This is a genomic window from Anaerotignum sp. MSJ-24 (assembly GCF_018918145.1).
Taxonomy (GTDB): Bacteria; Bacillota; Clostridia; order Lachnospirales; family Anaerotignaceae; genus Metalachnospira.
The window spans coordinates 130923-144354 of sequence record NZ_JAHLPX010000003.1; the positions used below are offsets into that span (position 1 = coordinate 130923).

The 13432-nt window shown below is 38.5% G+C and carries 12 protein-coding genes and 2 other annotated features (1 of these 14 running past the window's edge); of the genes, 11 read left to right on the top strand and 1 reads right to left on the bottom strand.

Annotation, left to right across the window (positions count from 1 at the left end):
- Positions 1-4: a binding site (T-box leader), on the top strand (it extends 195 nt beyond the left edge of the window).
- Between the two features lie 74 nt (positions 5-78).
- The 4 genes from thrS to rplT all read left to right on the top strand — a co-directional run bounded on the left by thrS (position 79) and on the right by rplT (position 3296).
- Positions 79-1983: a threonine--tRNA ligase gene (gene thrS, locus KQI66_RS02880; RefSeq protein WP_216427234.1), complete on the top strand. Its 1905-nt coding sequence runs from the start codon at positions 79-81 to the stop codon at positions 1981-1983.
- Positions 1984-2034: 51 nt separating this feature from the next.
- Positions 2035-2154: a sequence feature (ribosomal protein L20 leader region), on the top strand.
- Between the two features lie 27 nt (positions 2155-2181).
- Positions 2182-2676: a translation initiation factor IF-3 gene (infC, locus tag KQI66_RS02885; protein ID WP_216427184.1), complete on the top strand. Its 495-nt coding sequence runs from the start codon at positions 2182-2184 to the stop codon at positions 2674-2676.
- Positions 2677-2714: 38 nt separating this feature from the next.
- Positions 2715-2915 carry a 50S ribosomal protein L35 gene (gene rpmI, locus KQI66_RS02890; protein WP_216427185.1) on the top strand — a complete coding sequence of 67 codons (201 nt, stop codon included), beginning with the start codon at positions 2715-2717 and terminating at the stop codon, positions 2913-2915.
- Between the two features lie 27 nt (positions 2916-2942).
- On the top strand, positions 2943-3296 hold the full coding sequence (gene rplT / locus KQI66_RS02895) for a 50S ribosomal protein L20 (RefSeq protein ID WP_216427186.1): 354 nt from the start codon (positions 2943-2945) through the stop codon (positions 3294-3296).
- A gap of 147 nt (positions 3297-3443) precedes the next feature.
- Here rplT and KQI66_RS02900 read toward each other — a convergent pair whose 3' ends face one another.
- Positions 3444-3986: an NADH peroxidase gene (locus tag KQI66_RS02900; protein WP_216427187.1), complete on the bottom strand. Its 543-nt coding sequence runs from the start codon at positions 3984-3986 to the stop codon at positions 3444-3446.
- A gap of 190 nt (positions 3987-4176) precedes the next feature.
- On the opposite strand from KQI66_RS02900, the gene KQI66_RS02905 reads away from it, so the two are divergent.
- The 7 genes from KQI66_RS02905 to KQI66_RS02935 all read left to right on the top strand — a co-directional run bounded on the left by KQI66_RS02905 (position 4177) and on the right by KQI66_RS02935 (position 13416).
- Positions 4177-7074, top strand: coding sequence for an insulinase family protein (locus KQI66_RS02905; protein ID WP_216427188.1), 2898 nt, complete (start codon positions 4177-4179; stop codon positions 7072-7074).
- 121 nt (positions 7075-7195) lie between these two features.
- Positions 7196-7675 (top strand): QueT transporter family protein, encoded by a 480-nt coding sequence (locus KQI66_RS02910; RefSeq protein ID WP_216427189.1) that lies wholly within the window; start codon positions 7196-7198, stop codon positions 7673-7675.
- A gap of 97 nt (positions 7676-7772) precedes the next feature.
- Entirely contained in the window at positions 7773-8618 is an 846-nt protein-coding gene (locus KQI66_RS02915; RefSeq protein WP_216427190.1) for a hypothetical protein, read from the top strand.
- Between the two features lie 225 nt (positions 8619-8843).
- A complete protein-coding gene (locus tag KQI66_RS02920) occupies positions 8844-9371 on the top strand; it encodes a hypothetical protein (protein WP_216427191.1) in 528 nt (175 codons plus the stop codon).
- Positions 9372-9470: 99 nt separating this feature from the next.
- A complete protein-coding gene (gene dinB / locus KQI66_RS02925; protein ID WP_216427192.1) occupies positions 9471-10712 on the top strand; it encodes a DNA polymerase IV in 1242 nt (413 codons plus the stop codon).
- Between the two features lie 111 nt (positions 10713-10823).
- Entirely contained in the window at positions 10824-12437 is a 1614-nt protein-coding gene (locus KQI66_RS02930; protein ID WP_216427193.1) for an MBL fold metallo-hydrolase RNA specificity domain-containing protein, read from the top strand.
- 154 nt (positions 12438-12591) lie between these two features.
- Positions 12592-13416: an HAD family hydrolase gene (locus KQI66_RS02935; RefSeq protein ID WP_216427194.1), complete on the top strand. Its 825-nt coding sequence runs from the start codon at positions 12592-12594 to the stop codon at positions 13414-13416.
- The last annotated feature ends 16 nt before the right edge of the window (positions 13417-13432 follow it).

Genomic DNA, 13432 nt, shown 5'->3' on the forward strand with positions numbered 1-13432 from the left:
TTTTAATTTTTATTGAGGGACGGGATTTTTTTATGCCTATCCCAAGAATCATAGATTTGAAAGGAGATAGTTGATATGATTAAAGTAACATTAAAAGACGGTATTGTAAAAGAATACAACGAAGGAATTTCGGTATACGAAATTGCAAAGGATATTAGTGAAGGTCTTGCAAGAAACGCTTGTTGCGGCCTTGTAAATGGTGAGGTTCAGGATTTAAGATACACTGTAAACGAGGATTGCAAAATCGAAATCTGTACATTTGATACTCCCGAAGGAAAGAGAGCTTTCCGTCATACAGCATCACATGTTATGGCACAGGCTATAAAAAGACTTTACCCCGAAACAAAGCTTGCTATTGGACCTTCAATAGATGACGGCTTCTACTATGACTTCGACAGAGAAAAAGCTTTCACACATGAAGAGCTTGAAGCAATCGAAAAAGAAATGAAGAAAATCGTTAAAGAGGATATTCCTCTTGAGCGTTTCGAGCTTCCAAGAGCAGAGGCAATTAAGTTCATGCAGGAGAAGGAGGAGCCTTATAAGGTTCAGCTTATCGAAGACCTTCCAGAAGACGCTGTTATTTCATTCTATAAACAGGGTGATTTCACAGACCTTTGTGCAGGCCCTCACCTTATGAGCACAAAGCCCATCAAGGCATTTAAGCTTATGAGCGTTGCAGGTGCATACTGGAGAGGAAACGAAAAGAACAAAATGCTTTCAAGAATTTACGGTACAGCTTATACAAAGGCAGCTGATCTTGATGCTTACCTTACAATGCTTGAAGAGGCAAGAAAACGTGACCACAGAAAGATTGGCAAGGAGCTTAAGCTTTTCGCACTTCTTGACGAAGGACAGGGCTTCCCGTTCTTCCTTCCCAACGGTATGATTATTAAGAATACTCTTATTGATTACTGGAGAGAAATCCATCGTAAAGCAGGCTATGTTGAGGTTCAGACACCTATTATCCTTAACAGACAGCTTTGGGAAAGAAGCGGTCATTGGGATCACTATAAAGAAAATATGTACACAACTGTAATAGATGATGTTGAGCATGCGATCAAGCCTATGAACTGCCCCGGCGGTATGCTTGTTTACAAACAGGAAATGCACTCATATAAAGACCTTCCTTTAAGAGTAGGTGAACTCGGTATCGTTCACAGACATGAAAAGAGCGGTCAGCTCCACGGACTTATGCGTGTTCGCTGCTTCACACAGGACGATGCTCATATCTTTATGACACCCGAACAGATAAGAAGTGAAATAAAGGGCGTTGTTGAGCTTATCGACAGCGTTTACAAACTTTTCGGATTCAAATATCATGTTGAGCTTTCAACTCGTCCCGAGGACAGCATGGGCAGCGACGAAGCTTGGGAAATGGCAACAGAAGGCTTAAGAGGAGCTCTTGAGGATATGGGAATGGACTATGTTGTAAACGAAGGCGACGGTGCATTCTATGGTCCTAAAATCGACTTCCACCTTCAGGATTCAATCGGAAGAACATGGCAGTGCGGTACAATCCAGCTTGACATGAACCTTCCCGAAAGATTCGAGCTTGAATATGTTGATAAAGACGGCACAAAGAAACGTCCCGTAATGATTCATCGTGTATGCTTTGGTTCAATCGAGAGATTTATCGGTATACTTATCGAGCATTTTGCAGGTATGTTCCCTACATGGCTTGCTCCCGTACAGGTTAAGGTTCTTCCTATTTCAGAGAAGTTTGTTGACTATGCGGAAGGTATTAAGGAACAGCTTGAAGAAAGAGGCATAAGAGTAGAGCTTGACGACAGAGATGAAAAGATCGGCTTCAAGATTCGTGAAGCAAGAAACGAAAGAGTGCCTTATATGCTTATTGTAGGTGAAAAGGATATTGAGGCTGGCAAGGTTTCCGTTCGTTCAAGAGCAAACGGCGAAGAAGGACAGGCTGACCTTTCCGAATTCATCGCAAGAATCGAAGAAGAAATCAAAACAAGAAAATGCTAAAAAACTAAAATAACTGTTGACATATGATGTGCGAAGTGGTATACTCTTTTGGTAACAAAGAAGAAGTATCCACTTCTCACCTTATGGCCGGTTGCTTTTAGGGTTAATAATCAAGAAAATTTCTGTGATTTTATCAAGTGGATAGTTCTCTGTCCACTTTTTTTATTGTATCGGAGGTGCTTAACCATTACTGAATTAATGATTAATGAACAGATCAGAGATAAGGAAGTCAGACTTATCAGCGAAACAGGAGAACAGCTCGGAGTTTTTTCAAGCAGAGATGCTCAGAAGCTTGCAGACGAGAAAAAGCTTGACCTTGTAAAAATCGCTCCCAATGCTAAACCGCCTGTTTGTCGTATTATGGACTACGGTAAATACAAATTCGATCAGGCTAAAAAAGAAAAAGAAGCCCGTAAGAAACAGAAAACCATAGACACTAAGGAATTACGCCTTTCGCCAAACATTGATGCACATGATATTCAGGTTAAGGTTAAGAAAGCCATTGAATTTCTGAAGGACGGAGATAAGGTAAAAGTCAGCATTCGTTTCCGTGGACGTGAAATCGGACGTACTAACACAGGTATGGTTATACTTGAAGATTTTGCTAAATCTGTTGCAGAGTACGGAACAGTTGATAAACCTGCAAAAATGGAAGCAAAGAGCCTTGTTATGTTCCTTGCTCCCAAATCATAATTTAATGCATTAACGTACATTTAAGGAGGAAATTTAAGATGCCTAAATTAAAAACAAAAAAAGCTGCAGCAAAACGCTACAGATTAACAGGAACAGGAAAAGTTAAAAGAAATAAAGCAAATACACAGCATATCCTTGGTAAAAAGTCTACTAAGAGAAAAAGAAATCTTAGAAAAGCAACTACTGCAGATAAGACAGTAATTAAGACAATCAAGAAGAAATTAATTCCCTACGCATAAGACTTAGAACAAGGAGGATATTGAATAATGGCAAGAGTTAAAGGCGCTTTAAACGCAAAGAAAAGACATAAAAAAGTATTAAAATTAGCAAGAGGATACAACGGAGCAAGATCAAAACAGTACAGAGTAGCTAAGCAGTCAGTTATGAAGGCTATGGCTTATTCTTTCGCTGGCAGAAAACAGACAAAGAGAGAATACAGAGCACTCTGGATCACAAGAATCAACGCTGCTGCAAGAAAGTTCGACATTTCTTACAGCCAGCTTATGCACGGTCTTAAGACAGCAAACGTAACAATCAACAGAAAGATGCTTGCTGAGCTTGCAGTAAGCGACGAAGCAGCTTTCGCTAAGCTTGTTGAAACAGCTAAAGCAGCTCTCTAATTTATAATATTTATAAATGTAAATTTAACCGCAGATGTTTTTATCTGCGGTTTTTGTTTTGTGCGCTTAAGCATGAAGCAAAACCCCTTGCAGATTTAACATCTGCAAGGGGCATTTTTTGCTTTATTCAGTTAAATATATCTGAAATTATTTGAAGTATCTGTTGTAAAGGCCTTCGAATGCTTTACCGTGTCTTGCTTCATCTCTTGCCATTTCGTGAACTGTGTCATGGATAGCGTCAAGGTTAGCAGCCTTAGCACGTTTAGCAAGGTCGAATTTACCTGCTGTTGCGCCGTTTTCTGCATCGATACGCATTTCAAGGTTCTTCTTTGTTGAGTCTGTAAGAACTTCACCAAGGAGCTCTGCAAACTTAGCAGCATGCTCTGCTTCTTCGTAAGCAGCCTTTTCCCAGTAAAGACCGATTTCGGGATAGCCTTCTCTGTGAGCAACTCTTGCCATTGCAAGGTACATACCTACTTCTGAACACTCGCCTTCAAAGTTAGCACGAAGGTCAGCCATGATGTCTTCGCTTGCACCCTGAGCAACACCAACAACGTGTTCAGCAGCCCATACTTTTTCACCTGTCATTTCTTTGAATTTTTCCTTGGGAGCTTTGCAAACCGGACAGAAGTCGGGAGCTTCGTTACCTTCATGAACATAACCACATACTGAACATACAAATTTTTTCATATTATTTTTCCTCCTTATAAGTAAATCGATTAAATATTCTTTAGTTATTTGATAATTTCTTTTATCTGATAATTATTATAATTTAGACTGATTGGTTTGTCAATAGCTTTTTTAAATTTTTTTTTAATATATAGGTTTGAAATGATGATACTATTATTTTATAATAAGTAAGTTAGGAGGACATGAGATTATGATTAAAACAGAAATCGGAAACAGCCTTCATGGCTTTAAACTTATGTATAAAGAACCGATTAATGACATTTCTTCGGTCGGATATATGTTTGAACATATAAAAAGCGGAGCAAAATTGATGTATATAGAAAACGACGATGATAACAGAGTGTTTTTTATATCCTTCAGAACACCTCCCGTCGATGATTGCGGAACACCGCATATAATTGAGCATTCGGTGCTTTGCGGTTCTAAAAAATATCCTGTAAAGGATCCGTTTAACGAGCTGGCAAAGGGCTCGCTCAATACATATCTTAATGCACTGACATACAGCGATAAAACGGTTTATCCTATAGCCAGCAGAAACGAAAAGGATTTCCAGAACCTTATGGACGTATACCTTGATGCGGTGTTCAATCCTATGATGCTTAAGCATAAGGAAATATTTATGCAGGAAGGACATCATCTTCATCTTGAAAACAAACAGGACAGCCTTTGCGAGAAGGGCGTTGTTTATAATGAAATGAAGGGAGCTTATTCCGATCCGGACAGATATATCGAAGGTGCGGTAAATACGTCACTTTTCACAGAGTCGCCTTATAAATTCGAAAGCGGCGGAGATCCGGATAAAATTCCCGAGCTTACATATGAAAAATTCATAGAATTTTATAAAAACCATTATCATCCGTCAAACAGCTATATTTATCTTTTCGGAAAAATGGATATAGAAGAACGAATGGAATATATTGACCGTGAATATCTTTCTGCATTTGATAAAATTTCGGTTGATACGGAAATTATGCCTCAACAGCCCATAGAAAAAGCGGTTAAAAAGGACGAAGAATATCCCGTAATACAGAAGGACGGAAGTAATAAAGAGGCTATGTATGCGGCTGCATGGATGACAGGAAAATCCTATGATGCGGAAACAACAATGGGTTTAAGCATACTTTCATATATACTTCTTGATACAAATGCCTCTCCGGTTAAAAAAGCACTTACCGAAAACGGTTTCTGCTCCAATGCGGAAAGCTGGTACGATTCATCAATGCTTGATACGGTGTTTATGATTTCGGCAAAGGGTGCAAAGGAAAATTCAGCCGATGAGTTTGAAAAAATAATTACAGATTCATTGAACGGAATTTTATCCAAAGGTCTTGATAAGGAGCTTGTGGAGTCTGCGGTAAATGCTTTTGATTTTATGTTCAGTGAGGAAAACTACGGCTATAAACCGAGAGGGCTTGCTTACGGACTTAAGGCAATGGATATATGGCTTCACAAGGATAATCCTTTTGAAAGCTTCCGTTTCAAAAAACAGATTTCTTCCATAAGAGAAAAGGCAGAAAACGGATATTTTGAAGAGCTTATCAGAAAATATCTTGTTGATAATAATGCAAAGGTGTTTGTTTCACTTCAGCCGAAGGAAGGTATGCAGGCAGAGGCAGACCTTAAGGAAAAGCAGAAGTTTGATGCTATTAAATCAGCAATGAGCGAAACAGAGCTTGAAAACATTGTGAATGAAACAAAGGCACTTTTGAGCTTCCAGTCACAGGAGGACGATCTTTCGGTTATGCCTTCGCTTAAGCTTAGCGACATTTCCAAAAAGGCGGATATAATAAAGAAAACGGTTAATGACAATATTATTTTTGTTCCTCAGGTATCAAACGATATAGTTTATACGGAAATGCTTTTTGATGTTAATTCAATGCCGAAGGAAAGCTATGGCTGGCTCGGACTTCTTTCGGAGCTTTTCGGCAAGCTTGATACCGAAAAATACAGCTTTACACAGCTTCCGACAAAGACTGATATGTATACAGGTGGAATAAGTGCATCATGTAATTCATATGTAGCAATGGATGGAACAGTTAAAAGGGTTTTTGCCGTAAGCGGAAAGGCATTGTCAAGAAACATAGGAATGCTTGCGGAGCTTATTAATCAGTCGGCAAACCGTATGGATTTTGAAAAGAAGGAAAATATACATATAATAATTAACGATATAATTTCAAAGCTTGAGAACTATCTTGCACAGAGCGGACATATGACTTCCGCTTTCAGAGCATTAAGCTATTATAACGAATCCTTTAAATTCAAGGACGAAACAGGCGGAATAGGCTTTTTTAAATTCCTCTGCGAGCTTGAAAAGAGCTTTGATGAAAATATTGATACAATTATATATAACCTTAAGGCTGTCGCAAAAGCGGTATTCAGCTTTGACAGATTAACTATGGCAATAAGCTGTGACGATGTTAATTTTGAAATGGCAGAAAAGAGCCTTACAGAAATATTTGGTTCTTCCGATGAAAATTGCATTATCAAAAACGGAACAATATCGGAAACGGTAAAATCGGAGGGTATTATAACTCCCGGAAAGATACAGTATGTTGCAAAGGCTGTTGATTTTGGCAAAAACGGCTTTAAATACAACGGAAAGCTTCTTGTGCTCAAGAATATAATCGACCTTGAATATCTCTGGAATGTTGTAAGAGTACAGGGCGGTGCATATGGCTGTGGCTGCAATTTCCTTAAGAGCGGAAATATGTATATGTATTCTTACAGAGATCCGAATTTAAAGAGAACTCTTGATGTATATGACAAATCCGCTGAATTTATAAGTGGCTTCAATGCAGATGAAAAGGCAATGACAAACTATATAATCGGAGCAATAAACAGCCTTGACAGACCTCTCAGCAGAGAGCAGAAAATAAAACAGGCGATAGTAAGACATATAGCCGGAATAACCGATGGGGCTGTGCAGAAAGAAAGAGAAGAAGTTCTTTCTTCGACAATAGAAGATATGCACGGTTTTGCACCTCTGCTTGCGTCAATCAAGGACAGCGGATATATATGCGTTATGGGAAATGGAGAAAATATAAACAGCAGCTCAGAGCTTTTTGAGAAGATAATTAATTTGAAATAAATGCTTGCAATAGACTATATTGTGGTGTATACTATCCGAGGTATTTATTTTATTACAAATTAGATTTAGGAGATGTTCCTTGCCTAACCATCTCCGAAATAAAAAACAGGGGGAATTGAATATGAAAAAAATCAATACCGCAGCTATTGCCATAACAGGTATAACGGCTGCAATCTACGCAGTGGCAACTCTTGCAATATCACCTATTGCATACGGCAGTGTCCAGTTCAGAATTTCTGAAATAATGGTTCTTCTGCCTTGGATCAATCCGATATTTGCACCCGGACTTATTCTCGGCTGTGCAATAGCGAATATGTTCAGTCCACTCGGTCTGATTGACGTTGCCTTCGGAACATTCCATACATTTTGTTCTGTAATGATGATTAAGAGAACAAAAAATATGGTTGCCGCATCATTATGGCCTACTATTCTTTCATTTATAATAGGTCTTGAGCTTTATCTTGTATATAGCTCACCGTTTATCGTTTCAACCTTATGGGTTATGCTTGGTGAATTTATTTGTATCACCTGTATTGGTTGCCCGGTATTTAAGCTTATTACAAAAAACAGTTCAGTAATGAGAAAGCTTCAGAGTTATTAATAACATAATGATTTTCACCGCCTTGTGATTTAAACCACAGGCGGTTTTTTAATGCTTATAAATAGGTTTGCTGAATATAATGTAATTGAAATATTTTATGGGACTGATTTTAGTGAGAATTTATGATAGCTATGATACGGCGGCAAAACGTGCGGAAACAGCGGCACAGGTTTTGAAGGATACCGAAATGACCGACAGCTTTACTGGAAATGAGGCAACGGCGACAAGAGTTAATTATGGAAACATACTCGGAAACGGTGACAACAATGATGCACTTGTTACGGTGTCATTCGGGCCGGAAAACAACATAATGGCTGTTTACAGAAAAAACGGCGATAGCTACGAATATGCCGGAACAGTCGGATATTTTTACGGTGTTGACAATATAAGCATTGAAAAGCTTGCAGACAGACCAGATGTAATAATATTCAGGGAAAGGAACAACCAGAGCATAGGCGCGAGGGAGAAAAGTGGATTTATACGAGGATATATGTATCAGAACGGAAAATTTGAAAATGTGCTGAATATAGATGAAAACATAGAGTCATGGTTCAGCAGTACCGATAACGGAAAAACCTCATGGGAAAAGGTTGAGCAGACCTGTGTTATAAATCCGAGTGAGAACAATCAGACAATAGATACAACAAAAAAGCAGACATATAGCACAGCCGAAGGAAATAACGACAGAACAGTACCGCCGAACAGCGATTTTAAAATAGTAAGCGAACGAAAGGTAAATGAACAATATAATTGGAGCGATTACTGGAATACCTATATACTTGAGGAAAAAACAGAAAATTCAACCGGAAAAAAGGTTGCTGTGCTTATAGATTTCAGCAATTCCACAAACGCATTGACAGGTGGAGATTTCAACAAATATAAAATACTTCGTGACGACGGAAGTGCGGCAATAATAAATCATTCGGAAACAAGTGAGGTTTAAATTTTTTTGCAAAAAAATATCCTGTCTTGCGAAGACAGGATACTAAGATGGAAGGATTTATGAAGAAATTTTTTATCAGTCTTTTTTGCTGATGGTTATATTGTAAGGTAGTCATGTGAACTGTATATAACTAAGTTGTGAATAAAAATTTGTTTTGTTAAGACAGTGTGAAAGTAATGGGAAATGTGGTATATTTTAATTAAAACTTACATATGAGGAATAGATATGGCCGGAAAAGATGACAATATTGTGAAGAAATATTTAAAAACGATAGCAAAGATTTTTATTGTATTAATTTTAGGAGCTACTATATGGGCATGTATAGGAGATGACATAATATGTAGAATATTGCTAATGAAGTATGAATATGAATTGTCGAAAGAAACGAAAAATGACGAAACAGAGAACGAAGAAACTGAAAAATACAAACAGAAAGATGATGAAAGATACAAAAATGTAAATAAAAGATCCACATATGAAAACAACAGTTCCACATATAAAAATAACAGTTCTACATATGAAAATAACAGCTCTACATATAAAAGCTCAAATTCAACTTACAGCGGCGGTTATACGCCTGAATCAAGTTCAAAAAGCAGTGAGTATGATTATGAATTCTTTAAAAATTTCTATGACAGCGATCCTTATGATGTCTATGATTATGATGATGCGGAGGATTTTTATTACGATAATTATGATGATTTTGATAGTCTTGACGATGCAGAGGACTATTTCGATGAGGCTTGGAGTTGAAAAATAAGAACATAACTGATATTTCCTCTTTACAAAAGGAACGTCTATTGCTATAATTAGAACAGAAGTTCGAAATATAAACGAAAAGAGGTTCTTTGTATGCAGCGACTTATACTCCATTCCGATTTGAATTGTTTTTATGCGGCTGTTGAATGCTTATATGACCGAAGCTTAAAGGGAAAGCCTGTCGCAGTATGTGGTGATCCCAATAAACGACACGGAATTGTTCTTGCAAAAAGCTATGAAGCAAAGGCATTCGGTATACACACCGGCGAAACAGTATGGCAGGCGAAACAGAAGTGTCCGGAGCTTATACTTGTTCCGGTGCATTTTGAAAGATACAAAAAATATTCCAAACTCGTAAGGGATATTTATTATGAATATACTAATTTTGTTGAGCCTTATGGTCTTGATGAGGCTTATCTGAACATATCGAAACCGGACGGAGATTTCAATTATGCGCTTGAAACCGCCCGGAAAATAAACCGTGAAATAAAGGAAAAGCTCGGCCTTACCGTTTCGATAGGCGTTTCGTTCACAAAAAGCTTTGCAAAGCTCGGAAGTGATTATAAAAAGCCGGACGGAATAACTGTCATAACACCGGATAATTTTAAGGATATTGTATGGCCGCTTGACGTTGACAGACTTATGTATGTCGGCAATGCAACAAGAAATAAGCTTGAAAAGCTTGGTATTACCACAATAGGTATGCTGGCAAATGCCGACGAAAGAGGTATTGCGGAGAACTTCGGACGAAACGGACTTAAGGCAAGAAACAGAGCTTTGGGCAGAGATTTTGAGCCTGTTCAGGACTATGTTTATAAAAGAAAAATAAAGAGCGTAGGTAACAGCGTTACTTTGCCATATGATATATATGAGGAAAGTGATGTAGACATAACTCTTATGGTGCTTGCGGAAAGCGTTGCACACAGACTTAGGGAAAACGGAGCAAGATGCAATACAATACAGATAGAAATAAAAGAGGATGTTTATTATAAGGCATCGTCACAGAAAAAACTGCGCTATGCAACAAATGTTTCCGACGACATTTTCAGAACAGCCAAAAAGCTTTTTGAAAGCAGACATACCTATGGACGCCCGGTAAGAAGCATAGGCATAAAGGTCTGTGAGCTTGATTTCGGAGAAACTGTCCAGCTTTCGCTTGATCCGGAATTTAAACGATCGGAAACACAGCTTAAAATTGACAACATGGTTGAGGCTGTACGAAACAAATACGGTTATGAAAGCATAAAGAGAGGAATTATGCTGCTTAATAATGAGCTTTCGGAAATAAATCCTTGTGCAGACCATACTGTTTATCCGGGTGGATTTGTTCAATAATGGACAAAGTGACGAAAGTGAGAAAACAAAAACAGTGTTCATACAGACTAAATTATGTTATAATTGATATATAAATAAATTTAGTTGTGAAATATGCTGGAGGTGGCTTGTATGAAACTTGTTTTTTCCGGTGCTGCACATGAGGTAACGGGCAGCTGTCATTTTATTAATGCCTGTGGAAAGAATTTTCTTCTTGACTGTGGTATGGAGCAGGGCAGAGATATATACGAAAATCAGGAAATTCCGGTGAATGTGTCCGATCTTGATTATGTATTTCTTTCTCATGCACATATAGACCATTCCGGTTATCTTCCGCTTATTTATAAGAACGGCTTCAGAGGAAAAATATATACAACAGAGGCTACTGCCGACCTGTGCGAAATAATGCTTCGTGACAGTGCGCATATACAGGAGTTTGAGGCAGAATGGAGAAACCGTAAGGCAAAGCGTTCGCTTGATAAGCCTTATGAACCGCTTTATACGACCAATGATGCGGAAGGCGTTCTTCAGCTTTTTGAAAGATGCGGTTATACAGAAAAAATAGATATATGCGACGGAATTGCCATACAGTTTACCGATATAGGACATCTTCTCGGTTCGTCAAGCATTAAGCTCTGGCTCACCGAAGACGGAATAACAAAAACGCTTGTTTTCTCCGGAGATGTCGGCAACAAAAACCAGCCGCTCATAGAGGATCCTAAGCTTACCGATGAAGCGGACTATGTAATAATGGAATCTACATACGGAAACCGTTATCATGGTGAACGTCCGGATTATTACGGTGAGCTTGCAAGACTTATACAGGAAACGCTTGATAAAGGCGGAAACCTTGTTATACCGGCATTTGCTGTCGGCAGAACACAGGAAATGCTTTATTTTATAAGAAAGATAAAAGAAGACAACATGGTTAAAGGTCATGACGGCTTTAAGGTATATGTGGACAGTCCTCTTGCTGTTGAGGCAACAAGAGTATTCAACAAAAATACGCTTGCCTTTTATGACGAAGAGGCATTGGAGCTCATACGAAAAGGAATAAATCCTATATCCTTTGACGGACTTGTTACGTCTGTAACCAGCGACGATTCCAAGGCGATAAACTTTGACAGAGAGCCGAAGGTAATAATATCTGCATCGGGTATGTGTGAGGCAGGACGTATACGCCATCACCTTAAGCATAATCTCTGGCGTCCGGAATCAACAATTCTTTTTGTAGGCTATCAGGCATACGGAACATTGGGCAGAACATTGATAGAAGGTACGGATTCGGTCAAGCTTTTCGGTGAAAAAATAGCCGTTGAGGCAAGAATAGAACAGCTTGAAGGCGTAAGCGGACACGCAGACAAACAGGGACTTATCGACTGGATACAGGGCTTTAAGGAAAAGCCTAAACGTGTATTTATAGTTCATGGTGAAGATACGGTTACAGATGAATTTGCTGACTGCCTTATGCGTGAATACGGATATGATACATTTGCACCTTACAGCGGAGCAGAGTTCGATATGATGACAAATACTATACTCAGCAAGGGCATTAAAAAGCTTGTTGAGCATCCCGACGGAGAAATGTCCAAGGGTGCTGCAAGAGGCAGTGCTATTTACAGAGAGCTTGAGGTTGCCGGAAACAGACTTAAGACGGTTATCATGCACAATAAGGGTGGAGCGAATGCAGACCTTGAAAAACTGCTTAAGCGTATCAACGACCTTTGCGATGAATGGGACAGATAAGAAATTGACTTTTTGTATAATACCTTTTGATATATAATAATGATTTTGCGGATAACTTTACACAGGCTTTTTAAAAGCCTGTGTTTTGTTTTTGAGGGATTTATGGTAATATAGAGTATAGTTTGCGAAAAAACACCATTATGGAGATGAATAGATGAAAAAAATAGATATAATTGCTACCGACCTTGACGGAACACTTCTTACTGATAACAAACAGATTTCAGATGGCAACAGAAGAGCTTTAGAAAAAGCGGCATCAGAGGGGATATATATTGTTCCGGCAACGGGAAGAGCGCTGTATACAATGCCTGAATGTGTTATGGAGTTGAATTGTATAAAATATGCGGTAACGTCAAACGGTGCGGCTATCGTGAATATGAAAACGGGGGAAGTGCTTTATAAAAATCAAATGGATTATTTGACTGCCGAAAAAATAATAAAATACGGACTTGAAATGGATATAATGGTCGAAGTGTTCACAAATGGAAGGGCATATACTCTGAAAAGATACATGGATGAGCTTGTGGAATACGGAGTTAATCCACGTTTTACGGAATGGCTTAAGGACACAAGAGAAACTGTCGAAAGCTTTTCGGATATACTGAATAATGATTCGACGATTGAAAATATAAATCTTATTTTTTCTGATATGGATAAAAGAGATGAAATGCGAAAATATCTTTTGGCTTGTCCGGATGTTGAACTTACAAACTCCATTGTGAATAATCTTGAGGTCGGAGTAAAAAACTGCTCGAAGGGCGCAACTCTTGAAATTCTTGCCGAAATGCTTGGGACGGATATGAGTAGAGTCATGTGCCTTGGAGATAATGATAATGACTGTGATATGCTTAAAAGAGCAGGAATAAGTATAGGAATGGAAAATGGTCAGGACTGCGTTAAGCATGGAGTTACATATGTTGCAAAAAATAATAATGCCGATGGCTTTGCCGAAGCTGTTTATAAATTTGCGTTGGAATAAATGATAATTGACTGGA